General features: G+C 62.4%; 28 protein-coding genes and 1 other RNA gene. 16 read left to right on the forward strand and 13 right to left on the reverse strand.

The window, feature by feature from the left end; all coding sequences use genetic code 11:
• Positions 1 to 129 precede the first annotated feature (129 nt).
• Positions 130 to 288 (forward strand): Sec-independent protein translocase subunit TatA, encoded by a 159-nt coding sequence (gene tatA / locus BJP62_RS04765; protein WP_070527191.1) that lies wholly within the window; start codon positions 130 to 132, stop codon positions 286 to 288.
• Between the two features lie 67 nt (positions 289 to 355).
• Here tatA and BJP62_RS04770 read toward each other — a convergent pair whose 3' ends face one another.
• The gene (locus BJP62_RS04770) at positions 356 to 835 is read right to left on the reverse strand and encodes a peptidylprolyl isomerase (RefSeq protein ID WP_070527193.1); all 480 of its coding nucleotides are present in this window, start codon (positions 833 to 835) and stop codon (positions 356 to 358) included.
• Between the two features lie 6 nt (positions 836 to 841).
• Positions 842 to 1,309, reverse strand: coding sequence for a peroxiredoxin (locus BJP62_RS04775; RefSeq protein WP_070527196.1), 468 nt, complete (start codon positions 1,307 to 1,309; stop codon positions 842 to 844).
• A gap of 57 nt (positions 1,310 to 1,366) precedes the next feature.
• Here BJP62_RS04775 and BJP62_RS04780 point away from each other — a divergent pair, with 57 nt between their 5' ends.
• From BJP62_RS04780 to BJP62_RS04800, 6 genes are all read left to right on the forward strand, one after another.
• Positions 1,367 to 2,485, forward strand: a complete 1,119-nt coding sequence (locus BJP62_RS04780) for a cupin domain-containing protein (protein WP_070527199.1) — start codon at positions 1,367 to 1,369, stop codon at positions 2,483 to 2,485.
• Entirely contained in the window at positions 2,460 to 2,951 is a 492-nt protein-coding gene (locus BJP62_RS04785; protein ID WP_070527201.1) for a hypothetical protein, read from the forward strand. The genes BJP62_RS04780 and BJP62_RS04785 overlap by 26 nt, the downstream gene beginning before the upstream one ends.
• A gap of 324 nt (positions 2,952 to 3,275) precedes the next feature.
• The gene (locus BJP62_RS17870; RefSeq protein ID WP_083300709.1) at positions 3,276 to 3,482 is read left to right on the forward strand and encodes a hypothetical protein; all 207 of its coding nucleotides are present in this window, start codon (positions 3,276 to 3,278) and stop codon (positions 3,480 to 3,482) included.
• A 78-nt stretch (positions 3,483 to 3,560) separates the two neighbouring features.
• Complete coding sequence (locus BJP62_RS04790) at positions 3,561 to 4,868, forward strand: TRZ/ATZ family hydrolase (RefSeq protein ID WP_070527204.1); 1,308 nt, start codon at positions 3,561 to 3,563, stop codon at positions 4,866 to 4,868.
• 66 nt (positions 4,869 to 4,934) lie between these two features.
• Positions 4,935 to 5,660, forward strand: a complete 726-nt coding sequence (gene ubiG, locus BJP62_RS04795; protein ID WP_070527206.1) for a bifunctional 2-polyprenyl-6-hydroxyphenol methylase/3-demethylubiquinol 3-O-methyltransferase UbiG — start codon at positions 4,935 to 4,937, stop codon at positions 5,658 to 5,660.
• 175 nt (positions 5,661 to 5,835) lie between these two features.
• Positions 5,836 to 6,489, forward strand: a complete 654-nt coding sequence (locus tag BJP62_RS04800) for an HAD family hydrolase (RefSeq protein ID WP_070527209.1) — start codon at positions 5,836 to 5,838, stop codon at positions 6,487 to 6,489.
• A 68-nt stretch (positions 6,490 to 6,557) separates the two neighbouring features.
• Here BJP62_RS04800 and BJP62_RS04805 read toward each other — a convergent pair whose 3' ends face one another.
• Positions 6,558 to 7,538, reverse strand: coding sequence for an MDR family oxidoreductase (locus tag BJP62_RS04805; RefSeq protein ID WP_070527211.1), 981 nt, complete (start codon positions 7,536 to 7,538; stop codon positions 6,558 to 6,560).
• Between the two features lie 184 nt (positions 7,539 to 7,722).
• On the opposite strand from BJP62_RS04805, the gene ssrA reads away from it, so the two are divergent.
• Positions 7,723 to 8,086: a transfer-messenger RNA gene (gene ssrA / locus BJP62_RS04810) on the forward strand.
• A gap of 270 nt (positions 8,087 to 8,356) precedes the next feature.
• Here ssrA and modC read toward each other — a convergent pair.
• From modC to BJP62_RS04860, 10 genes are all read right to left on the reverse strand, one after another.
• On the reverse strand, positions 8,357 to 9,424 hold the full coding sequence (modC, locus tag BJP62_RS04815) for a molybdenum ABC transporter ATP-binding protein (protein WP_070527214.1): 1,068 nt from the start codon (positions 9,422 to 9,424) through the stop codon (positions 8,357 to 8,359).
• Between the two features lies 1 nt (position 9,425).
• Positions 9,426 to 10,103, reverse strand: a complete 678-nt coding sequence (gene modB / locus BJP62_RS04820; RefSeq protein WP_070527217.1) for a molybdate ABC transporter permease subunit — start codon at positions 10,101 to 10,103, stop codon at positions 9,426 to 9,428.
• 9 nt (positions 10,104 to 10,112) lie between these two features.
• Positions 10,113 to 10,916 carry a sulfite exporter TauE/SafE family protein gene (locus tag BJP62_RS04825; RefSeq protein WP_070527219.1) on the reverse strand — a complete coding sequence of 268 codons (804 nt, stop codon included), beginning with the start codon at positions 10,914 to 10,916 and terminating at the stop codon, positions 10,113 to 10,115.
• A gap of 10 nt (positions 10,917 to 10,926) precedes the next feature.
• Positions 10,927 to 11,697, reverse strand: coding sequence for a molybdate ABC transporter substrate-binding protein (gene modA / locus BJP62_RS04830; protein WP_070527221.1), 771 nt, complete (start codon positions 11,695 to 11,697; stop codon positions 10,927 to 10,929).
• A gap of 158 nt (positions 11,698 to 11,855) precedes the next feature.
• Positions 11,856 to 12,182: a winged helix-turn-helix domain-containing protein gene (locus tag BJP62_RS04835; protein ID WP_070527224.1), complete on the reverse strand. Its 327-nt coding sequence runs from the start codon at positions 12,180 to 12,182 to the stop codon at positions 11,856 to 11,858.
• Positions 12,183 to 12,301: 119 nt separating this feature from the next.
• Positions 12,302 to 12,766 (reverse strand): hypothetical protein, encoded by a 465-nt coding sequence (locus BJP62_RS04840; RefSeq protein ID WP_070527226.1) that lies wholly within the window; start codon positions 12,764 to 12,766, stop codon positions 12,302 to 12,304.
• The gene (locus tag BJP62_RS04845; RefSeq protein WP_070527228.1) at positions 12,763 to 13,134 is read right to left on the reverse strand and encodes a site-specific recombinase resolvase; all 372 of its coding nucleotides are present in this window, start codon (positions 13,132 to 13,134) and stop codon (positions 12,763 to 12,765) included. The genes BJP62_RS04840 and BJP62_RS04845 overlap by 4 nt, the downstream gene beginning before the upstream one ends.
• A complete protein-coding gene (locus tag BJP62_RS04850) occupies positions 13,134 to 14,522 on the reverse strand; it encodes a recombinase family protein (RefSeq protein ID WP_070527230.1) in 1,389 nt (462 codons plus the stop codon). The genes BJP62_RS04845 and BJP62_RS04850 overlap by 1 nt, the downstream gene beginning before the upstream one ends.
• The gene (locus BJP62_RS04855; protein ID WP_070527233.1) at positions 14,519 to 14,971 is read right to left on the reverse strand and encodes a DUF2924 domain-containing protein; all 453 of its coding nucleotides are present in this window, start codon (positions 14,969 to 14,971) and stop codon (positions 14,519 to 14,521) included. The genes BJP62_RS04850 and BJP62_RS04855 overlap by 4 nt, the downstream gene beginning before the upstream one ends.
• Entirely contained in the window at positions 14,971 to 15,162 is a 192-nt protein-coding gene (locus BJP62_RS04860) for a hypothetical protein (protein WP_070527235.1), read from the reverse strand. Before BJP62_RS04860 ends, BJP62_RS04855 begins: the two co-directional genes overlap by 1 nt.
• A 166-nt stretch (positions 15,163 to 15,328) precedes the next feature.
• Here BJP62_RS04860 and BJP62_RS04865 point away from each other — a divergent pair, with 166 nt between their 5' ends.
• The 8 genes from BJP62_RS04865 (at position 15,329) to BJP62_RS04900 (ending at position 21,331) form a co-directional block, all read left to right on the forward strand.
• Positions 15,329 to 15,607: a helix-turn-helix domain-containing protein gene (locus BJP62_RS04865; protein WP_070527237.1), complete on the forward strand. Its 279-nt coding sequence runs from the start codon at positions 15,329 to 15,331 to the stop codon at positions 15,605 to 15,607.
• Positions 15,608 to 16,420, forward strand: a complete 813-nt coding sequence (locus tag BJP62_RS04870) for an ImmA/IrrE family metallo-endopeptidase (protein ID WP_070527240.1) — start codon at positions 15,608 to 15,610, stop codon at positions 16,418 to 16,420. It begins immediately after the preceding gene.
• Between the two features lie 99 nt (positions 16,421 to 16,519).
• Entirely contained in the window at positions 16,520 to 17,944 is a 1,425-nt protein-coding gene (locus BJP62_RS04875) for a hypothetical protein (protein ID WP_070527243.1), read from the forward strand.
• A gap of 14 nt (positions 17,945 to 17,958) precedes the next feature.
• Positions 17,959 to 18,888 (forward strand): hypothetical protein, encoded by a 930-nt coding sequence (locus BJP62_RS04880; RefSeq protein WP_070527246.1) that lies wholly within the window; start codon positions 17,959 to 17,961, stop codon positions 18,886 to 18,888.
• An 85-nt stretch (positions 18,889 to 18,973) separates the two neighbouring features.
• Positions 18,974 to 19,237 (forward strand): AlpA family transcriptional regulator, encoded by a 264-nt coding sequence (locus BJP62_RS04885; protein WP_070527249.1) that lies wholly within the window; start codon positions 18,974 to 18,976, stop codon positions 19,235 to 19,237.
• 11 nt (positions 19,238 to 19,248) lie between these two features.
• Entirely contained in the window at positions 19,249 to 19,725 is a 477-nt protein-coding gene (locus BJP62_RS04890; RefSeq protein ID WP_070527252.1) for a hypothetical protein, read from the forward strand.
• Positions 19,726 to 19,730: 5 nt separating this feature from the next.
• Positions 19,731 to 20,492, forward strand: a complete 762-nt coding sequence (locus BJP62_RS04895) for a BRO family protein (RefSeq protein ID WP_070532311.1) — start codon at positions 19,731 to 19,733, stop codon at positions 20,490 to 20,492.
• Positions 20,492 to 21,331 carry an ATP-binding protein gene (locus BJP62_RS04900; RefSeq protein WP_070527255.1) on the forward strand — a complete coding sequence of 280 codons (840 nt, stop codon included), beginning with the start codon at positions 20,492 to 20,494 and terminating at the stop codon, positions 21,329 to 21,331. The genes BJP62_RS04895 and BJP62_RS04900 overlap by 1 nt, the downstream gene beginning before the upstream one ends.
• Position 21,332: the final 1 nt, after the last annotated feature.

Genomic DNA, 21,332 nt, shown 5'->3' on the forward strand with positions numbered 1-21,332 from the left:
ACTTGTCGTACTGCTTAGTACTGCCTGCGTTTCGCGCGCCTTGCCAGCACCGTTTCACTAAATTTTGTTAACCGCTCTTTAAAATGTACTGCGCCGGGCCCGCCGGCCCGGCCCCTTCAGGAGAATCTCATGGGTTCATTCAGCCTCTGGCACTGGGCACTGGTGCTGCTGGTCGTCGTGCTGGTCTTCGGCACCCGCCGGCTGCGCAACGCCGGCGGCGACCTGGGCGCCGCAATCCGCGGTTTCAAGGACGGCGTGAACGGCAAGGACGACCCGTCACAACAGTAGGTGCGGCGGAATAGCAAAAAAAACGGGGCGACCTTGGTCGCCCCGTTCTTCATTCCGGCCTGCCGGCTCAGTGCTGGTGGCCGTGCTCGCCGTGCACATGACCATGGGCGATTTCCTCGCCGGTGGCTTCGCGCACGTCGACCACCTTGCCGACGAAGCGGATCTTGATGCCTGCGAACGGGTGGTTCGCGTCGACGGTGACCTTGTTGCCGGCGATTTCGACGACGCGGAACAGCAGCACGTCGCCGGTCTGCGGATCATCGGCTTCGAACATCATGCCGACTTCGACTTCCTGCGGGAACACGTCCTTGTCTTCCGAGCGGATCAGCTCCGGCTCGTGCTCGCCAAAGGCGTCGTCGGCTTCCATCACCACGTCGATGCTGTCGCCGACGGTCTTGCCTTCCAGCGCTTCTTCCACCAGCGGCAGGATGTTGTCATAACCGCCGTGCAGGTAGGCGATCGGCTCTTCGGTCTTGTCGAGCTGCTTGCCTTCGAGATCGAACATTTCGTAGTTCAGGGTGACGACGGAATTCTTGGCGATTTGCATTCGGGCTTATCCTAGCGATTGAACAAGGGAGAGTATTTCGGCTGCGTGGCCTTTCGGCGTGACATGGTAGAAGGCGTGGCGGATCAGCCCCGCCTTGTCGATGACGAAAGTCGAGCGCTCAATGCCGTATCGTACCACGTCGCCCACCTGCCACTCGCGCAGCGCATGGTAGCGGCGGCTCACGTCGCCTTCCGGGTCCGACAGGAGGTCGAACTCGATCCCCTCCTCGTCGATGAACAATTCATGCGCCATGCAGTCGTCCATGCTGACGCCGAGCACGACCGCATCGCACTGCGCCAGCGCGGCGACACGCTCGCTGAATTCGATCGCTTCGGTGATGCCGCCGGGCGTGTGGTCCTTGTTGAAGAAATACAGCACCACGTTCTGCCGGCCGCGGAAATCCGACAGCCTGACCGAGTCCATGCCGGCATCGGGCAGTTCGAAATCGGGCGCCACTTCGCCTGGATTCAGCATGCCGTCTCCCCCGGTGCGATAATCGCGTCATTCTCACAGTCGTTATAGTGCCCAGCCATGACCATGCAACTTCTCGGCGGCCTCACGCCCGAACAATTCCTCGCCGAATACTGGCAGAAAAAACCGCTGCTGATCCGTCAGGCGTGGACCGACTTCCCCGAACTGATCGACCTGGCCCGGCTCACCGAGCTCGCCGGCAGCGACGATGCCGAATCGCGGCTGCTCGAGTACCGCAACGGCCAGTGGCTGCTCGAGCACGGCCCGATCAGCGAACGCCGGCTCGCGCGCCTGCCCGAGACCGACTGGACCTTGCTGGTCAGCAACGTCAACCACCATGTCGACCACGTCGGCAAGCTCCTGTACCGCTTCAACTTCCTGCCCTACTACCGGCTCGACGACCTGATGATCTCGTACGCACCGCCGGGCGGCACCGTCGGCCCACACTACGACTCGTACGACGTGTTCCTGCTGCAGGTCGGCGGCAGCAAGCGCTGGCAGATCTCCAGCGACGACGCGGGCAACTTCGTCGAGGACGCGCCGATCCGCGTGCTCAGGGATTTCGCCCCCGAACAGGAATGGGTGCTCGAACACGGCGACATGCTCTACCTGCCGCCGAAATACGCGCACTACGGCGTCGCGCTCGAGCCGGGCATGACGTATTCGATCGGTTTCCGCGCACCGAAGACGCAGGAAATCGCCGGCAAGTTTCTCGAGTTCGTCCAGGACGAACTGTGCCTGGACGGCATGTACGCCGATCCGGACCGGCAGACCCGCAAGCACCCCGGCGAGATCGACGACGAATTCATCGCCAGCATGGCCGCCATGCTCAAGCAGATCGAATGGAACGACGACACGGTGCGCCGCTTCGTCGGCCGCTACTTCACCGAACCGAAGCCGCACGTGTTCTTCGACGCGCCGGACGAGCCGCTCGATTTCGACGACTTCGCCGCCGCGGTCGCACAACACGGGGTCGTACTCGACCTGAAAAGCCAGATGCTGTTCGAGCGCGACCATATCTATATCAATGGTGACGAGATCGCCGCCGAGCCGGCCGCGCTCGCCGCGCTGCAGCAGCTCGCCGACGATCGCGCGCTGCCGGCCGGCGACTACGACGACGCGGTGCTCGAAGCGCTGTACGCGTGCTACGACTGTGGCTTCCTTCACCCTGCCGGCTGATCCGCCTCGCGCCATCGACCGGCATCGCGACTACGCCGACGCCTTCGCCGCACTGGTCGCGTCGGCCCGCCGCAGCTTGTGGCTGGCCGAGGACGACTTCCGCATTGCCGACCTCGGCAGCCGCGCGGTCTGCGACACGCTGTGGACGTTCTTCGTCCACGGCGGCGAGCTGAGGCTGCTGGCGTGGCGCAGCGGCTATCTCGCCAGCGACGCGCCGCGCTTCATGCAACTGCGCGACCGTTTCGGCCACCGGATGCAATTGCTGCGCGTCGCCGACGATGGCGGACCGGCCGCGCAGGGGCTGGCGATTGCCGACGGCCTGCATTATCTAAAACGGCGTCACGCCGACTGGCCGCATGCCGAACTGGGCAGTCATGGCAACACTGTTGCCTTACTGCAACAGCAATTTGACGAAATCTGGACGACGGCGAGGCCGGAGCCGGGCTGGAGCCGTTTGTATATTTAGCCGGCATCTCGCCGGCATCATGTCGTCAGCATCGTGCCAGACCGCGTGGCGACTGGCGGTCAGCCTCCGGAGCCGGACGGCCACGCCCGTCACACCCTCCCGGCGCCGGGAGACGCCCGCCGATTTGTACAAGTCGTTGCAATTGGCAGGCAATACGATGCATCCGGGGCCGCCCCTTGCCTACCTTTTTACCAAAAACGTTGTTAGAATCCGGTCCTGTCGGTCGTCAATGATGCCTAACTGCTTTTCGGAGCCATCGATCTACGGTCGATAGCCCTAGTGGTTTTTTGTCCAACTCGTCTTTAATTCAAAGGTTTGAAAAAAATGAAACAGTCTCTGCTCGTTGCTGCTCTGCTCGCCGTTGCCCTGACCGCTTGCGGCAAGAAAGAAGAAGCTCCGGCTGCCGCTTCGGCTGTTGTTGAAGCTTCGGCTCCGGTTGAAGCTGCTGCTTCGGCTGTTGAAGCTGCTGCTTCGGAAGTTGCTTCGGCTGTTGAAGCTGCTGCTTCGGATGTTGCTTCGGCTGCCAAGTAATTCAGGCAAGCTGCAACAAAAAGCCGACCGTAAGGTCGGCTTTTTGCATTTCTGTCGTCTTTCCTGCGATCCCGTTTCATGCCCACCCAGATTCTGCTGCCCCGCTGGCTGATCCCGATTGAACCGCGCGAAGTGCTGACCGGCCATGCGCTAGTCATCAAGCAGGACCGCATCATCGCGATCCTGCCCGCCGCCGACGCCCTCGCCCGCTATCCCGACGCCGAACGCGTCGAGCTGCCCGAGCATGCACTGCTGCCGGGCCTGATCAATCTGCACGCGCATTCGGCGATGACGCTGCTGCGCGGCTACGCCGACGATCTGGCACTGATGGACTGGCTCAACGACCACATCTGGCCGGCCGAAGGCGCCCACGTTTCGGACGAATTCGTCTTCGACGGCACCCAGCTGGCGATCGCCGAGATGATCCGTGGCGGCACGACCTGCGCCAACGACATGTATTTCCACCACGGCGCGGTCGCCCGTGCAGCGCTGGCCAGCGGCTTCCGGATGATGGTCGGCTGCTCGGTCCTCGAGTTCCCGACGCCCTACGCCGCCGACGCCGACCAGTACCTCCGCCGGGCGCTTGCGTGCATCGACGAATTCCAGGGCGAATCGCTGGTCGGCTTCACGCTGGCACCGCACGCGCCGTACAGCGTCAGCGACGCGACTTTCGGCCGGGTGATCACGCTGGCCGACGAACTCGGTGTCGGCATCCACTGCCACATCCACGAAACGCAGGACGAGATCGACGACAGCCTGCGCCAGCACGGCGTGCGGCCGCTCGAACGGCTCGCCAGGCTGGGCCTGCTCGACAGCCCGCTGATCGCCGCGCACATGGTGCACACGACCGACGCCGAGATCGCGCTGCTGGCGCAACGCGGCGTCCACGTCGCGCACAACCCGGCATCCAACCTCAAGCTGGCGTCGGGTTTCGCCCGCATCGCCGACCAGCTCGCCGCCGGCATCAACGTCGGCATCGGCACCGACGGTGCGGCCAGCAACAACAAGCTCGACCTGTTTGCCGAACTGCGCCTCACCGCGCTGCTTGCCAAGGGCCAGAGCGGCAGCCCGACCGCGCTGCCGGCCTGGCAGGCGCTGGAGATGGCAACGATCAACGGCGCCAGGGCGCTCGGCTGGGACGAGCGGATCGGCAGCCTGGCGGTGGGCAAGCAGGCCGACGTGATTGCGGTCGACCTGTCGAACATCGGCACGCAGCCGGCCTACGACCCGGTCTCGCATCTGGTCTACGCACTGGATCGCAGCCAGGTCAGCCACGTCTGGATCGCCGGCGTGCCGCAGCTTGCGGGCGGCGAGCTGACGCGCTTCAAGCCGGCGCAACTCGCCGCCAATGCCCGGCGCTGGCAGGCGCGGATCGCGCCGCGCTGAGCATTACGGTTCAGCAGCGGCAGCGCTCGGGGTAAACTGGCAGCCTGACCGCACCGAACCCATGCCATGACCGAAACGCCGCCGACTGCCGCCCCCATCAATGCCGATCAAGCCGAGATCGCCAAGTTCTCCGCCCTCGCCCACAAGTGGTGGGACAAGGACGGCGAATTCAAGCCGCTGCACCAGATCAACCCGCTGCGGCTGCAGTTCATCGCCGACCATGCGGTACTGACCGCGCAGCAGGCGCTCGACGTCGGTTGCGGCGGCGGCATCCTCAGCGAAGCACTGGCGCAGGCCGGCGCACAAGTCACCGGCATCGACCTGGCCGAAAAATCGCTCAAGGTCGCCAAGCTGCACCTGTTCGAATCGAACGTCTCGGTCGACTACCGCTGCGTCGCGGTCGAAGCACTGGCGGCGGAAACGCCGGAAAGCTTCGACGTCGTCACCTGCATGGAAATGCTCGAACACGTGCCGTCGCCGGCGAGCATCGTCGCCGCCTGCGCCCAGCTGGCCAAACCGGGCGGCTGGGTGTTCTTCTCGACGCTGAACCGCAACCCGAAGGCCTACGCGCTGGCGGTGATCGGCGCCGAGTACCTGATGGGGCTGCTGCCACGCGGTACGCACGACTACGCCAAGTTCATCAAGCCGTCCGAGCTGGCGCGCATGACACGCGCCGCCGGGCTTGAAACGGTCACCGTCAGCGGCATGCAGTACAACCCGATCTCCGGCATCGCAACCCTGTCCGACGATGCCGACGTCAATTACCTCGTCGCCTGCCGCAAGCCGCTGTGATCGCAACTGACAAAACCCTGCTGGCGGCGTCGTGCTCGCTTGCCGTACTTGCTTGTACGGTCTGCACTTCGGCCCCTGAAGGGCCCCTTGCCAGCACCGCTGCGCCGGATTTGCCCCTCGCAGGACGCGCCCCTGGGGTATCTGCTGCCCGGCCTCATTTTCAATGGACACAGCCATGATCCGCGCCATTTTGTTCGATCTCGACGGCACGCTCGCCGACACCGCGCCCGACCTCGGCGCCGCGCTGAACCGGCTTCTGGCCGAGGAAGGCCGGCCCGAGCAGCCGTATGATGCGATCCGGCCGCTGGCCTCGCACGGCGCCCGCGGACTGATCGGCCTCGGCTTCGGTGTCGGCCCGGACGACGCCTCGTTCAACGGCTTGCGCGAGCGCTTCCTCGCCCGCTACGCGGCGGCATTGTGCGAACACACGGTGCTGTTCGACGGCATTGCCGAACTGATCGCCGCGATCGGCGCGCGCGGCCTGCCCTGGGGCATCGTCACCAACAAGCCCGGCCGCTTCACCGATCCGCTGGTGCGCGAACTGCCGCTGCCGGTGCAGCCAGGCTGCATCGTCTCGGGCGACACCGTCGGCGTCGCCAAGCCCGATCCGAGGCCCATGCTGCACGCAGCCGAACAGCTCGGCGTGCCGGCGGAAAGCTGCATCTACATCGGCGATGCCGAACGCGACATCGAGGCCGGCCGCCGCGTCGGCATGAAAACGGTGATTGCCGACTACGGCTACATCAGCGTCGACGACCGGCCGACCACCTGGGGCGCCGACCTGCGCATTGCCCACCCGCTCGACCTGCTCGCGCATCTGCCTGACTGAGCCCTTCGGTCGACACGTCCCCGTCAAAACGCCCCGGCACGCCGGGGCATTTTCAATGAGACCGCATCTCAGCGATGGACGTCGACAATGAACCGGCCACGATGGCGGCCGGCGATGATGTCGGCCGCCGCAGCAAAGGTCTCGGCCAGGCCGATCTCGGTGCTGGTACTTGCAAGCAAGACCGGATCGATCAGCCCGGCGAGCAAGTCCCACGCCGCCTGGCGCTGCGCCCTTGGGGCATACACGCTGTCGACCCCGTACAGCGTCACGCCCCGCAGAATGAATGGCGCCACCGTCGCCGGAAAATCCATCCCGCCGGCCAGGCCGCACGCCGCCACCGCGCCGTCGCGCCGCACCTGCGCGCAAGCGTTCGCCAGTACATGACTGCCGACCGAATCGACGACGCCGGCCCAGCGCTCCTTCTGCAGCGGCTTGCCGGCGCCCGACAAGCCGGCCCGGTCGACGATCTCGGCGGCGCCGAGCGTGCGAAGGTAATCGGCCGCATCCGGCTTGCCGGTCACCGCAACGACCTCGAAGCCCAGCTTGGCCAGCAGCATCACCGCCACCGAACCGACCCCGCCGGTCGCGCCAGTCACCAGCACCGGCCCGCCCCCGGGCGTCAGGCCGTGCGTCTTCAGCGCCTGCACGCACAGCATCGCCGTATAGCCGGCGGTGCCGAGTGCCATCGCATCATGCGCGGCCAGCCCTGCCGGCAGCCGCACCAGCCCCTCGGCCGGCACCCGGGCGCGTTGTGCCAGCGCGCCCCAGGTCGTCTCGCCGCAGCCCCAGCCGTTGAGGATCACCTTCTCGCCCGGCGCGAAATCGAGCGAATCCGACTCGAGCACCGTCCCGACCGCATCAACGCCGGCAACCATCGGAAACTGCCGCACCACCGGTCCGCTGTCGGTCAGCGCCTGCGCATCCTTGTAGTTGAGCGTCGAATACTCGACGCGCAGGCTCACGCCCTCCGCCGGCAACGACGCCTCGTCGAGCTCCGCAAGCTGCGCCCTGAACCCGTCATCCCGTGTCAGATATACCGCCTTGAACATTCACACTCTCCTGCATCGCCCGGACCGGGCCAGTGCCCCACGATAAACCGAAGCGGGACAAGCCGCCTCCATCCTGCACAAACTTTGGTCGCACCGGCGCTTGTCGCCGATCGGCCTCGTCATCGAAGCCGCCACGGCCGATGCCCTTCAGCGCCAAACGCGGTATACTCGGCTTGCTACATCTGGGGCCGCCATGGTTTCGACGGGGGTTACAAAGCGGATGAGGGCATGCCGGGATTTCAGTCACCCCGTAAAACGCTGAAAATTCTTAGTCGCAAACGACCAAGACTACGCTCTGGCTGCTTAAGCCGGACTCTGCACTATTCCCTCCCATCGGGTAGGCCGGGCAACCGGTAGCAGAGTCATTTAGATGGGATCGCCTCGGCTCGGGTTACTTGGGACGGGGTTAAACCTAAGGTAACTCGCTGGTGCCAAGCCCGTCGGTTGGCGTGTCACCGGTCAAAAGTACTTAAATGAGCCAGACTACGCATGTAGAACTCTTCGTGGAGGGCTTTCGGACGCGGGTTCGACTCCCGCCGGCTCCACCATTTACCAAAATCCCAACCCTTATCGGTTGGGATTTTTTTTGCCCGAAACGCCTGTGTTGGCGCGGCTTCCGGCCCAACCCTCGCGAGCGCCATCGCCCAACCCCCCGCGTTTTCGCGCCCGCCAATGCCTCTCTGTTCTCCGTTTTCTCTGGTCATCACGCGAGCGTTCTTGAGGCCACTTCCACTATTGGCGCGGGTTTAGAAGCTGTCGGTTGTTGTCGGCAACTCCTGTAGTGGTGACGACCGAGAGCGCAGCCGCTTTGGGGGTAGCTATTCCAGTAGCGCTACCGATTTCACCTGTACCCAGAGCTCTCGCCCTGGAATCACGTTCAGAGCATTGACCGCTCTCTTGGTTAGCCTCGCCAGAATGATTTCTGCACCAATCCGGACACGCACCAATGCCACGCCAGGATGCTCGTCATCACCCACAGCATCGATTTGCCCACGCAGTACGTTCTGAATACTGCTGTCTCCAGGCTGTTCGGCAAGACTCACGTCACGCGCCAAGATGCGCACCCGGACGTGTCGACCGATAGCCAGACCGTGATCGCGCGCCCACAAACTGCCGCCAGTAAAGTCCACTCGCGCCAAGTGCCATTCCTTGTCTACTGCGCCCACGGTAGCATTGAGGATTGCTCCAGCATCCTCGCCCAACCGGATCGGCAAATCGAGGCGAGCCAGCGTTTCAGCCAGCGACCCGCTGGCCTGCACCCTCCCGCCTTCCATCGCCACCAGATGATCGGCCAGTCGCGCCACCTCGTCTGGGGAATGGCTGACATAAAAGATCGGGACATCCAACTCGTCGTGCAATCGCTCTAGGTAGGGCAGGATTTCCCGCTTGCGCTTCAGATCCAGCGCGGCCAGCGGCTCGTCCATCAGCAGTAGGCGTGGACTGACAGCTAGCGCACGGGCGATGCCGACCCGCTGGCGCTCACCACCGGACAAACGATCCGGCTTGCGCTCTAGCAGATAGCCGATACCCAGCAGCTCGATGGCCTGATCCAGACTGACGCGCTGTTCGTCGTTAATGCGATTCAGGCCGTAGCGCAAGTTGCCCAGCACCGACAAGTGTGAGAACAGGCTGGCCTCTTGGAACACATAACCGATAGGCCGCTTGTGTGTTGGCACCCAGAGTCCTGCGTCCTGCCACACCTCGCCATCTACGATAAGCCGCCCCTGCGAAGCACGCTCCAAGCCCGCAATGCAGCGTAGCAGCGTTGTCTTGCCCGACCCGGAATGTCCGAATAGCGCGGTCACTCCCCGTCCAGGCAGATTGAGATCCACGTCGAGTGAAAAACCCGGCCAGTCGAGTCGAAAACGCGCTTCGATGCTTGACACGTCACCCACCTTTCTTCGGACTTGGCCGCCAAGCGTATAAGGCCAGCAGCACGAGGAAAGAGAAGATCAGCATCACCGCCGCGAGACGGTGCGCCTGCATGTACTCCAGAGCCTCCACGTGATCGTAGATTTGCACCGAGGCCACGCGGGTCACGCCGGGTAGGTTGCCGCCGATCATTAGCACCACGCCGAACTCGCCGACGGTGTGTGCGAAGGTGAGGATCGATGCCGTCAGAAAACCCGGCGCGGCCAAAGGAACGGCGACAGTGAAAAAGGCATTGAGTGGCGAGGCGCGCAAAGTTGCCGCTACTTCCAAGGGGCGGTCGCCGACCGCCTCGAAGGCCGTTTGCAACGGCTGCACCATGAAAGGCATCGAATAGAAGACCGAGGCCAAGACCAGTCCCCAGAAGGTAAAGGGCAAAGGCCCCAGCCCCAGCGCCTGAGTCAGCTGACCGATAGGCCCGTTCGGCCCCATCGCCAGCAACAAATAAAAGCCTAGCACCGAGGGTGGCAGCACCAGAGGTAGCGCGACCACAGCGCCAACAGGCCCCTTCCACCAGGCTTTTGTACGTGCGAGCCACCAAGCGATGGGTGTGCCAACTACCAGCAGGATGGCCGTCACGATCCCGGCTAGACGAACGGTCAACCAAAGTGCTTGCCAGTCATTCGATGTCAGCATCCAGCCCCCTCAATGCGCGTGCTGGAAAGTCTTGACGGCAGACACCAGCAAGACAACCCCGAGCAGGCCCATCAGCAAACCCGTCGGCACCAAACCAAGCAGCATGCCACCGATGGCGGCCCCGAGAATCGATCCCGTCACCATCCACACCATCAATGCTCGCTCCTGGCGTAATACAGCGAAGGCATCGGCACGGGCGTAGCGGGTGAAGCCGACGATCATGGTGGGCAGGCTCACCATCAATGACAGGCTGCCTGCGAGTTTGATGTCCAGGCCGTAGAGCAGAACGATGGTCGGGATCAGCAGCTCGCCTCCCGCCACACCAAGCAGCGCGGCCACCATTCCGATTCCCAACCCAGCGACTAACCCGGCCAGCCAGCGCAGCGGTTCAGCCTCGAACAACGGCGCGCTGCCGTCATGTACACCGGCCCATGCCTCCGAAAGCAGCACAAGCGACAAGCCGACCAGCAGCACCATGATGATGCGATTGAGCCAGTGCCGGGGCAGCGTAATTGCGTGGCCTGCCGCCCACCACGCACCGACCATACTGCCTGCAAGCAGGTTCAGCACGACATCGAGGTGAACGGCCAGGATGCTGGGGGAAATCGTGCCTCCGCGAAACAACAATGCGGCTGTGACCACGACGAGGCTCATGGCCTTGTTGAGAATGACAGCTTCGAGGGTACCGAGCCGGAAGGCCCCGATCAGCACCGGAAGGCGGAACTCAGCACCACCCAGTCCGATCAGGCCACCCAGCGTACCGATCAACGATCCGGCCACGAAGCTTTTGCCGTTGCGAGTCGGTGCACGCATGGACTACGCCTTACTTGCTGGCAACTTCGCCCGGGAGGACGAAACCATACTTGGTCATTACTGCGCGAGCAGGCTTACTGCTCATGTAGTCGGCGAAACGGCGGGCCAAGGCATTTCCCTCGGCGCGCTTGGTGATGACAAAGCCCTGCTCCAGCGGCTCGTGCAGATTATCCGGGATCAGCCAGTAGCCCCCTTTGTTCGCGAGTTCAGGGCTGATCGCCAAGGCCAGCGCAACAATGCCGACCTGCGCATTGCCGGTCTGCACGAACTGGGCGGTATGGGCGATGTTCTCACCGTAGACCAGCTTGGGCTCGATCTTCTCCCACAGTCCGGAAGCTCGTAGCGCCTCTTCGGCCCGTTTGCCATAGGGTGCGTGCTTGGGATTGGCGATGGCAATGCGCGTGATCTTTGGGTCGGCCAGGCTCGCCAGTGTCATCTTGGTTGCGTCCAAGCTTGCACTCCACAACACGATGCGACCGAATGCATAGGGCCTAACCTCGGAGGCAGCGAGGCCTGCCTTGGCCAATTCACGAGGAAAGCCGATGTCTGCCGAGAAGTACAGGTCGTAGGGCGCGCCCTGTTGAATCTGGGTGTGGAACTTGCCCGACGATCCGTAGATGACCTCCACTTCATCGGCCGGGTTCGCCTTCTTGAAGGTGGCGACGATCTCGTCCATCGCGAACTTGAGGTCAGCCGCCGCCGCGATGGTGGTTTTCTCTGCATGGGCGGTCGCCATGAACAACAATGAGCAGGCGAGCAGCAAGGGGCGCAAGAGTTTCATGGGCAGGCTTCCTTCTTGTTTGGTTGGGCAGTCTCAAGTCTGAAATGCAACCCGTCGCATTCGCTTTGTCGGGTTTGCTACACCGTTAAGTCAAAAATGACATAACGAAAAGCATACAGCATTACTCATGCCAAGCCATGCCCAAAATCAAGAAAGTATTAATCAGCCAAGTCACAAAGAGCCTGTAGCTCTTTGCCTGCATTGGCGTTTAGACGGGCTTCAAGGGTGTCGTACCGCTCTATAAGTTGCTGCCCGAGCATTGTCAGCAATGCGCCGCCGCCACCCTTTCCGCCTGTCGCGGTTTCGACAACCGGATGCCCGAAGCCCTGATTGAGTGATTCGATGAGCAACCAAGCCCGTTTGTAGGGCAAGCCAAGCGCCCGGGCAGCAGCTGAAATGGAGCGTGTCTCGCCAATCTGGCGCAGCAGGTCAATCTTGCCCGGGCCAATGGCGATACCATCTCCAATATAGATGCGGGGGCGCACGAGAATGGCAGCTTTTGGTTTCGTAGAAGCCTCCGTTTGTAGTTGTGTATTAAATCCGACAACCTACGCGATTTTGCTAGCCACCACACATTGTTGCCAAGTTTGAAAAATCATCCGTACTACACCAGATTTCGAATCTGATCATGCCAGCTAGATGGCCACGAACGACGCACTATTTGCTCCAACACAATACTATGCGAGCCTACCAGTCGCTCAACAACCGTTGGAGCCAATAGAGTCAATCGCATGATCCGGCGCACCTGCGTCACGTCCATGCCCTCGGCTTCGGCGATATCAGTCACCGACGCGGCTCGCCCTTCGTCCAGCAGGCGTAGCCAGTGGTGCGCGAGGCCCAAGGCCCGCATCAAGGGAGTGTCCTGGTTGATTTCGCGCACCTGTTGCTCGCGGAGGGCTTCGTCCAGAAATTCCTGTGGCGCATCCAATGGCGTGATGACCTGCTTCTTCAGACCCCGGCGCACCAGCGTCCAGGGCAGGAAGGTTTCCATCTGCACGCCACCAGCGGGCAACGGCGTCTGGTACGTGACCGGGTCGCCCTTTACTTGGCCGCGATGTTTTTTGCTCATACGTCCTCCTCGAAACTAGCCATGAGCTGGCGCTGGGCGTGCCAATCGACCATCAGGCGGTTTCGCTGGAACCACATCAACGTCAGCCGCCGTGGCTGCTGGCCAGCCATGAACCGTTCGATGATGTCGGGAGCCAGCAGTGTCATACGCAGCAGTTCGTTGACCACCGAGTGGTGCAATTTTTCGGCGCGTGCGATGGCGGCACCGCTTTGCATTGCCCCAGTGTCCAACAGGTGTTGCCAGTAAAAGGCGCGGGCCAGCCCGTCGATCAGCGTGACGTCATGGACACTGCGCTTGTCGGTGACCACGCGCTGGACGCCCCGACGACGAAACGTCAGAGGCACGAAGGTTTCCATCGAGTCGTCCATCAGGCTTCCACCTCAAGAAGCTCGGCACCGATGCTGTCAGGGGCGAATTCCTCGATCAGTGCGTTCCAGCCGATCTCGCGCCATTTCACCTTGATGCCCTGTACCTCGCCCGCGTGGACGAGGTCGATGCGTTCGATCATCAGGTTGGTGATGCGGTGGCGTTCGACCGGGAACAGTTGATCCCACACGTTGTTGAGCCGCCCCATCGCCATTACCGTGGCGGCTTCGTCGATCTGAGCACCGTTGCGCTGGATATGCCGCACCACCGATGCGACAGACTCCGGGCTGGTCAGCACCGTGCGGATCTGGGCCACCACTGCGCCCTCGATCTCTGGCGCTGGCAGACGTTCGTAGTTCTTGCCCGGTGCGCCGAAGCGGTTTTCCGATTTGGACACGTAGTAGTGATACTTGCGCCCATTCTTGCGCGAATAGGTCGGGTACATCCGCTCGCCCGATGGCGCGTATAACAGCCCGCGCAGCAATGCGTCGGTGCGCGACCGGATTTTTGTTTCCACCGCACGCCCATGCGAATCCTTGGCCAGCACCTCGTGGACGCGGCCCCACAGGCCGGGGTCGATGATGGCCGCATGCACGCCGGGGAACCATTTGCCCTTGTGGGAGATTTCGCCAAGGAAAATGCGGTTGCGCAATATCTTGTGCAGATATTTCTTGTCGATCTGCGCGCCCTTGCGCATCTGGCCATCCTGCGTTATCCAGGCCTTGGTGGTGATGCCCTCGGCGGTCAGGTTGGCGGCGATCTTTGTCGGTGAACCTATGGTGAGCATTTCCTCGAAAATACGCCGCACCACCGCCGCCTCGGTTTCATTGATGACCAGCAGGCGGTTCTCGACGTCGTATCCCAGGGTGGGCACGCCGCCCATCCACATGCCTTTACGCTTGGCCGCCGCAATCTTGTCGCGGATGCGCTCGCCGGTGACCTCGCGTTCGAACTGGGCGAAGGACAACAGCACGTTCAGCATCAGCCGCCCCATCGATGTGGTGGTATTGAACTGCTGCGTGACTGACACGAACGACACGCCGTGGCGCTCGAATACCTCGACCATCTTGGAGAAGTCAGCCAGGCTGCGCGTCAGGCGGTCGATCTTGTAGACCACCACGATGTCAATCTGGCCGCGTTCGATATCGGCCATCAGGCGCTTCAGCCCGGGCCGATCCGTGTTACCGCCGGAAAACCCAGGGTCGTCGTAGTCGTCGGCCACCGGAATCCAACCCTCGGCGCGCTGGCTGGCGACGTAGGCGTGGCCCGCCTCCTTCTGCGCATCGATGGAGTTGAATTCCTGATCGAGGCGCTCATCCGACGACACCCGGCAGTAGACCGCGCAGCGTTTGCGCGCTTTGGGAGAGGCAATCTGGCTGACGTCGCTCATTGCGCACCTGCCTTGCCGTTCAGGCCGAAGAACAGCGGTCCCGACCAGTGCGTGCCGGTGATCTGCCGAGCCACGGCGGTCAGACTCTTGAAGGTGCTGCCCTCGTACTCGAACAGGCCGTCGGCGGTGACCACCACCTTGTGCTCACGCTCGCCCCATTCACGCAGCAGGACAGTGCCGGGCGCAAAGTTGATGTCGCGTGGCCGCGCCCGCAGCTTGATCTTGGAATGCTTGGCACCGATGGCTTCCAGCCGCTGGCGGGTGTTGTTCGACAAACCGCCGAATGCCTCCTCCTGCATCTTGTAGGCGATGCGCGACTCGATAAAAGCACGGTTGGGGTTGATGGGACGGCTGCTGAAGTACCGATCCCACACTAGCCAAAGCTCCCCGATGGGCAGACTGGACAGCTCCGCGATCTGCGCGGCGACGGATGCTTGTTTCTCGTTCATTACAACTTCTCCTGTTGATAGGGGGTTGTATGAACGCGCTGGTTGGGCAGGAAGCCAAGGCCAACTTCTCTCTGTTTTGGCGCTTCTGCGACAGCGGTGCGGACGACGGCGGCCGCAAGGATGGCAGTGATTTCACCAGCGCGGGCACTGGCGGACATCTCCGAGGGAGATGCAAGTTCGAGGTTCTTCATGACGGCTCCGAGGAATTGCAACCGTCATGGATAGTGAGCCTGATCTTCCGAAGCGGATGGCAATTCCGGGCAATCGAGCCAGTTTCGCGTTAACTAAACAGTTGACGACCTTGAGGTGGAGCAGTACGATCACTCCATTAACCAATCACGCAATTAGGAAACACCAATGCCTTTCGGAGCCTTCATTCGCAAGCAGCGCGAAGAGAAGAACATCCAGATGAACGAGTTTGCGCGTCAGCTCGAGATTTCGCCTGCCTACTGGTCACGTATCGAGCGCGATATGGAAAAACCGCCCAAGGATGAACTGATACGCAAGGCAGCCGAGATCCTGGGCATCGATCCGGACGACGCTTTCGTTGAGGCCAGCCGTCTGCCGCCCGACATGCGCGAGGATGTGGGTAACGTTGTGCGGATGTACCGCCGGGAAGTAACGGAGAAGAAGTGAATGCCGGTTTTGACCCTCGACTACCGGCATTGCGACCGCAAGCGCCCCAAATTCATCAAGCACGTTGAAATCGAAGGCCTCGCCGCGCAGGCTCGCCAACAACTGGTGGCGAGCGGTGTTGATGCCATTGCCTTCGACACGCTGCGCCAGATCGACCGCCTGAAGATCAACGGTATCGACTTCTCGCTCGAAGTCAGCACTGAGTGCGAGGTGCATGACGAGCAAGGCAACCACGTCTTCGGCATTTGCGAGTACGACCCCGGCGTCCCGGACACCGCAATGGTGTGCGTCTCACCCATCGGCGAAAAACTCAGTGGACTGTTGGCGCTCAGCACGCTGGCCCACGAACTGGGCCATGCGGTATTCGATGCGCCGGGCTGGATCATGGATGGCAGCAAAGGGCCAGGGCTGTTCGACGCCTTTGAACCCTGTGGGCAGCGCGCCTACCGCACCACGACACCGGACAGCGAACATTTGGCGAAATCACCAGCCGTCGGTAAGGCCGCCCAGACCTCGGACGTTCATTTCGCAGAACTGCGCGCCAATGAGTTCATGGGCTCCTTACTGGTGCCGCGCCAGCTCTTGAGCGCAGCCGCGGAGGAACTTGCCCCGCAATACAACGTCAGCATCCACCGTGGCCCTTCGCTCGATCCGGAGATCCCCGGCATCAGCCTGCATCTCACCGCCACCGACGTAGTCGATATGGAATTTCTGGAGAAAGCACTGGCCACGCATTTCGGCGTCAACCCGCGCTTTGTGCAGGTGCGCCTACAGCGCTACGGCTTGATCCGACCGGAGGCCGTCTTGCGCTGATCATTCATCCATCCCACCACGCCGACTCCGCGTCGGCATTTTTTGAATCCCGAAGTTAACTGTTCGCGCAATCGCGCACTTTGTTGAAGGAGCTTGCCTATGCCTACCGGTCAAACCACCGCCGCTCAGCCGGAGAAAGTGGTCAATCAGCAACCGTCCTCGAAACGAGTGCGCGAGCATCGGTCAGATGACGGCCCCGCCATCCTGCCCGGGATGGAGCATTTCGTCGATGTGCTGCGCAAGGTAAAGCGTCCGGCGTTGGTGGTGCGCCTGCTCGAACGCGCCAGCGGTGAACAGTTGCCGGAACTGCAGGCGCTGGCCGATGCCGCCGAGGGCAAATTGCCAGTCGAATCACGGCAGGCATTTTTCCATTGCACGGCCAAGCTGGACGCTGCCATTCGCCAGCACATCGAAAATGTCGTGGAGCGGGTGCTCCTGCTCGGTGATGACTATGGCGCACAGGCGGTTCAGTCGGTGCTCGATGAGCGGCGCGAAGACGATGCCGCAGTTCTTGGAATGCCCAGCGACCGTCACAGCCGCGCACTGCACCTGTGCATCCTGCAAGAGTTCCCCGAGGCCGGGGCTCGTCGCGAAGCCCGATTCGATCAGGCCGAACATGAACAGGTGATGCACCGCCAGTGGAAAAGCGACCATTTCTCCAGCCACTACCTTGGCCCCAAGGGCGTGGAGCCGCAGAAAGCCGACGACGTCCAGGAAACGCTGCGTACACGGATTGCCGAGCTGTTCCCACATGTGCCGAAGGAACAAATCCTGATCGAGCAATTTGTGCGGCACGGCCTGTCACATGCACAGCATGACGAGGACGCCGATGCAGACGGTGAATCTCTGACGCAGCTGCATACCCTGTGCGCCACCTTCAATGGTTCCACCGCGCATTACCGGCAGGTGGAAGATGGTCAGGTGGTCGATCACGAGGAGCCTGCAGCCATGTCGGCGCGCTTTTCCTGGGAACCGGCCACCGGTGCACTGACCGTGTTCTGCGAAAGCCGTGAAGCGCGACGTGAACTCGCCACCATCTTCCGTGATGTGGTGCTGGCGCACGAAGGCGCGATTGACGACATGCCGATTCGCCAGTTCGATCTGCTCGGGTTCTCGACATCGGCCATGCTCAAACGGCTGGAACAGGATCGCATCGCAGACATCGAGAGCATCGCGATCCTGCAGGTCAAGGTGGCCAAGCCCTTTGAGCAGCTGCTGGAACTGGGTGGAAAACCCGTTGCCCGGCAACTGGCAAGCAAGATGGAAATCACCCGCGACCGGCGCGATGGGCGCAACATCTATCAGGTCGCCTACGAGGATTACAGCGCCGAGGATCTGAGCCAGTACGCGCTGGTGCAGGTGAAGCTGGTGATGCGCATGGCCAAGCAGCCCCACCGCAAGGCCCACAACGTTGCCGTCCAGATCACCGCCCCCAACGGTCTGAATGACAAGAGCAAAACGGAGGACGACCGCAAACGCGTGCTGGAGCAACTGATCCGCATCGGCGTACTGAGCGAATTCTGAGGGAGAAGCCGACGATGTCACTCCATCTGCGCTTCTTCGCAGCCATCGACAGGCTGCCGAGCCTGGATACACCAGTGCTGGCCACCGCGCTCGGTCGTGACTGGCCCCAGTTCCTGCAACGGGGCTGGATCACCGACGAGGGCTATCTCACGCATGTGATGGCCCCGTTCCTCGACTCCGAATGCGAGGTCGAAATCGAGGCTGATCCGGATGCGGGCTGCTATCGCTATCGCAGCCCCTTGAACGGGCGCACTGTCGTGCAGCCCTTGAACGAGATCGCGCTGTGCGGCATCCAGATCGAGCCGTGGCTGGCCGAGCTGGCATCACTGATCGGCATCGAGGATCGGCGGCGCGCCAGTCACCCATGCCGCACGCCACATCATCTCTGGCATCTCGGCGACCTGCGCGTCGCCGGGACGCATGATTTTGCCCCGGTGTTTGTCGGGCGGGCGTGGGCACATGCACCGGACACCGATACATCTTCTGTTCTGGCTGACCCGGTGTGGCCACGCAGTGGCGTGGTTTTACAGGCATGCCGAACGCATGCCGTGTTGCCGCGTGACCATGTGATCCGGGCGCTCGACGAGTTCGTTCGCGTGGACTGCGGGCAAGTCGTTTTCGACGCGAGCGCATTCGACAGGGTGCTGCACGGCTATGTCACGCCCAGTGGTGCGCCGGAGCCGGTGGAGTTCTTCCAGGGTAATCGACTGAAGCTGCCTCACTTCCCCGAATCGCGCGAGCTGTCGGCGGAGCGGGCCAAGATCATCAAGCAGATGTGGAGTGCCGACGGTAAGGCCGCACCTGAGGTTTCTTGGGCAGAGGTCAACAGGATCGCCAACACCGGCTATCAATCCTTCGACGATGCCTTCGGTGGCAAGGCCGAGCGCGAGGACGTTATCGCCCTGGTCAAGCGCGGCAAATACCGGATACGACGCAACCCATAAACCCGCCCATAAATCGAACCAGACACGGGCCATAAACCTGTGCGGAGACTTCGATGTGCCCATTTCATCTAGGAGGCACATCGAAATGCAAACCCAAGCACCAGCAATCCAAACCGGTCGGAATCCCATCCGCCCCAACCCTGGCGATGTCACCTGCATCGCCCTCGACGAAAACGAGCTCGCCATCCGCTGGGGGCTCTCCGTCAAGACCCTGCGCCGCTGGCGTCAGGAACAACTCGGGCCGATCTACTGCAAGCTCGGCCGCCGCGTCACCTACCTCCTGCACGAAATCGAAGCCTTCGAGCGACGCGTCTCGCGTTACTCCAGCTTCACTCGTGCGTACCAGTGAGGAGGATGGCCATGAACGATCTGACCATCTTCCCCGCCGACATCGCCGAGATGTCCGTCAGCCAACTGGCCGCACTGCCGCCCGCGCAGAAAGCCGAGATCGACAAGAACCTCGACGCGGCCATCGACTGGCTCAAGAAGGCCCGCACCAAGTTCGATGCTGCGCTTGATCAGTGCTACGGCGAGCTGGCCCGCGCCGCGCTGCGTGAATCTGGCCGCGATTTTGGCACCGCTCACATCAGCGATGGCCCGCTGCATCTGAAGTTCGAGCTGCCCAAGAAGGTCAGTTGGAACCAGCAGCAACTGGCCGAAATCGCCGAGCGCATCGTGGCTTCTGGCGAGAAGGTCGAGGGCTATCTCGACATCAAGTTGTCCGTCTCCGAGTCCCGCTACACGAACTGGCCCCCGGCGCTGCAACAGCAGTTCGCCGCCGCCCGCACCGTGGATTCCGGCAAGCCATCTTTCACCCTTTCCCTTGATTCGGAGTAATGGCCATGAGTGCAATCATTCCATTTCAGTTCGAAGCACATGCCGTGCGTGTCCAGGTCGATGGTGCTGGCCTGCCGTGGTTTAACGCCAGCGACGTTTGCGATGCGTTGGAGATGGGCAATCCGTCTCAGGCGATCAAATCCCACGTCGATGTCGATGATCTCCAGAAATTGGAGGTCATCGACAACCTCGGACGCACGCAGCGCGCCAACCATGTCAACGAGTCGGGCCTCTACGCCCTGATCCTCGGCAGTACCAAGGATGCCGCCAAGCGGTTCAAGCGTTGGGTCACCAGCGAGGTATTGCCTGCGATCCGCAAGACCGGCAGCTACGCCGCCCCCAGTGCGCTGGCGGCTCTGCCAACACCGACTCACGACCGCGTGTCCGCGATTCTGCTGATCGGCGAGGCTATAGCGAAGGTGCCGGGCGTTAAGCCTGGCATCGCGGCAGCGGCAACCTTGACCTGCATTCAGGAGAACACTGGCATCACCACCGAGGTGTTGCGCCGCGCGCTGCCGTCGACCAATGAGCCGATCTGCGCGCTCAATGCCACCCAACTCGGCAAGCTGCTGAGCCGTTCGGCCAAGGCCACGAACCAGATGCTGGCATCGCACGGTTTTCAGTTCCGCAACGACCGCGACGAGTGGGAGCTGACCGAGGCCGGTGAAGCGTGGGCCGAGGCCATGCCGTACTCGCGCAATGGCCACAGCGGCTATCAGATCCTCTGGAATCCCGCCGTCGCCGAGCAGTTGAAGGAGGTGGCGTGATGTCACTTCCAATCATCTCTGCCCAACAGCGACTTGCTGAACGCAAGGGCGTGAAGCTGCTGATGTTGGGCAAATCCGGCATCGGCAAGACCACCCGGCTCAAAGACCTCGACCCGGCCACCACCTTGTTCCTCGACATCGAGGCGGGTGATCTCGCCGTGGCCGACTGGCCGGGCGACACCATCCGTCCGGCATCGTGGCCCGAGAGCCGCGACTTCTTCGTGTTCCTCGCGGGCCCGGACAAGTCGCTGCCGCCGGAGAGCGCGTTTTCGCAGGCTCACTACGACCACGTCATCGAGAAGTTCGGCGACCCGACGCAGCTCGACCGCTATCAGACCTTCTTTCTCGACTCGATCACGCAGCTGTCCCGGCAGTGCTTCGCGTGGTGCAAGACGCAGCCCGGTGCCACCAGCGACCGCTCCGGCAAGCCGGATCTGCGCGCCGCCTATGGCCTGCTCGGCCAGGAAATGATCGGCGCACTGACCCACTTGCAGCACGCCCGGGGCAAGAACGTGGTGTTCGTCGCCATCCTCGACGAACGGCTCGATGACTACAACCGCAAGGTGTTCGTGCCACAGATCGAAGGCAGCAAGACCAGTCTGGAGCTGCCCGGCATCGTCGATGAGGTCGTGACGCTGGCCGAGATCAAGGCCGACGACGGCAGTTCTTACCGAGCCTTCATCACGCACACCGTCAACCCCTACGGCTTCCCGGCCAAAGACCGCAGCGGTCGTCTCGACCTGCTGGAGCCGCCGCATCTCGGCGCGCTGATCGCCAAGTGCGCGGGTACATCCACCACGCCCGCCAGCGCCGCCGCACACATCGAATCTCAGGAGTAAT

It is taken from the genome of Jeongeupia sp. USM3, assembly GCF_001808185.1.
GTDB lineage: Bacteria > Pseudomonadota > Gammaproteobacteria > Burkholderiales > Chitinibacteraceae > Jeongeupia.

What these genes read in the sequence shown, in the direction of transcription:
- BJP62_RS04880 (WP_070527246.1), top strand. Translation starts at nt 17,959, where the DNA reads ATGTCACTCCATCTGCGCTTCTTCGCAGCCATCGACAGGCTGCCGAGC.
- BJP62_RS17870 (WP_083300709.1), top strand. Translation starts at nt 3,276, where the DNA reads ATGAAACAGTCTCTGCTCGTTGCTGCTCTGCTCGCCGTTGCCCTGACC.
- BJP62_RS04805 (WP_070527211.1), bottom strand. Translation starts at nt 7,538, where the DNA reads ATGTTCAAGGCGGTATATCTGACACGGGATGACGGGTTCAGGGCGCAG.
- BJP62_RS04885 (WP_070527249.1), top strand. Translation starts at nt 18,974, where the DNA reads ATGCAAACCCAAGCACCAGCAATCCAAACCGGTCGGAATCCCATCCGC.
- BJP62_RS04875 (WP_070527243.1), top strand. Translation starts at nt 16,520, where the DNA reads ATGCCTACCGGTCAAACCACCGCCGCTCAGCCGGAGAAAGTGGTCAAT.
- modA (WP_070527221.1), bottom strand. Translation starts at nt 11,697, where the DNA reads ATGAAACTCTTGCGCCCCTTGCTGCTCGCCTGCTCATTGTTGTTCATG.
- BJP62_RS04870 (WP_070527240.1), top strand. Translation starts at nt 15,608, where the DNA reads ATGCCGGTTTTGACCCTCGACTACCGGCATTGCGACCGCAAGCGCCCC.
- BJP62_RS04855 (WP_070527233.1), bottom strand. Translation starts at nt 14,971, where the DNA reads ATGAACGAGAAACAAGCATCCGTCGCCGCGCAGATCGCGGAGCTGTCC.
- BJP62_RS04900 (WP_070527255.1), top strand. Translation starts at nt 20,492, where the DNA reads ATGTCACTTCCAATCATCTCTGCCCAACAGCGACTTGCTGAACGCAAG.
- BJP62_RS04775 (WP_070527196.1), bottom strand. Translation starts at nt 1,309, where the DNA reads ATGCTGAATCCAGGCGAAGTGGCGCCCGATTTCGAACTGCCCGATGCC.
- BJP62_RS04825 (WP_070527219.1), bottom strand. Translation starts at nt 10,916, where the DNA reads ATGCGTGCACCGACTCGCAACGGCAAAAGCTTCGTGGCCGGATCGTTG.
- BJP62_RS04790 (WP_070527204.1), top strand. Translation starts at nt 3,561, where the DNA reads ATGCCCACCCAGATTCTGCTGCCCCGCTGGCTGATCCCGATTGAACCG.
- ubiG (WP_070527206.1), top strand. Translation starts at nt 4,935, where the DNA reads ATGACCGAAACGCCGCCGACTGCCGCCCCCATCAATGCCGATCAAGCC.
- BJP62_RS04780 (WP_070527199.1), top strand. Translation starts at nt 1,367, where the DNA reads ATGACCATGCAACTTCTCGGCGGCCTCACGCCCGAACAATTCCTCGCC.
- tatA (WP_070527191.1), top strand. Translation starts at nt 130, where the DNA reads ATGGGTTCATTCAGCCTCTGGCACTGGGCACTGGTGCTGCTGGTCGTC.
- BJP62_RS04890 (WP_070527252.1), top strand. Translation starts at nt 19,249, where the DNA reads ATGAACGATCTGACCATCTTCCCCGCCGACATCGCCGAGATGTCCGTC.
- BJP62_RS04850 (WP_070527230.1), bottom strand. Translation starts at nt 14,522, where the DNA reads ATGAGCGACGTCAGCCAGATTGCCTCTCCCAAAGCGCGCAAACGCTGC.
- modB (WP_070527217.1), bottom strand. Translation starts at nt 10,103, where the DNA reads ATGCTGACATCGAATGACTGGCAAGCACTTTGGTTGACCGTTCGTCTA.
- BJP62_RS04840 (WP_070527226.1), bottom strand. Translation starts at nt 12,766, where the DNA reads ATGAGCAAAAAACATCGCGGCCAAGTAAAGGGCGACCCGGTCACGTAC.
- BJP62_RS04770 (WP_070527193.1), bottom strand. Translation starts at nt 835, where the DNA reads ATGCAAATCGCCAAGAATTCCGTCGTCACCCTGAACTACGAAATGTTC.
- BJP62_RS04895 (WP_070532311.1), top strand. Translation starts at nt 19,731, where the DNA reads ATGAGTGCAATCATTCCATTTCAGTTCGAAGCACATGCCGTGCGTGTC.
- BJP62_RS04800 (WP_070527209.1), top strand. Translation starts at nt 5,836, where the DNA reads ATGATCCGCGCCATTTTGTTCGATCTCGACGGCACGCTCGCCGACACC.
- BJP62_RS04860 (WP_070527235.1), bottom strand. Translation starts at nt 15,162, where the DNA reads ATGAAGAACCTCGAACTTGCATCTCCCTCGGAGATGTCCGCCAGTGCC.
- BJP62_RS04845 (WP_070527228.1), bottom strand. Translation starts at nt 13,134, where the DNA reads ATGGACGACTCGATGGAAACCTTCGTGCCTCTGACGTTTCGTCGTCGG.
- BJP62_RS04865 (WP_070527237.1), top strand. Translation starts at nt 15,329, where the DNA reads ATGCCTTTCGGAGCCTTCATTCGCAAGCAGCGCGAAGAGAAGAACATC.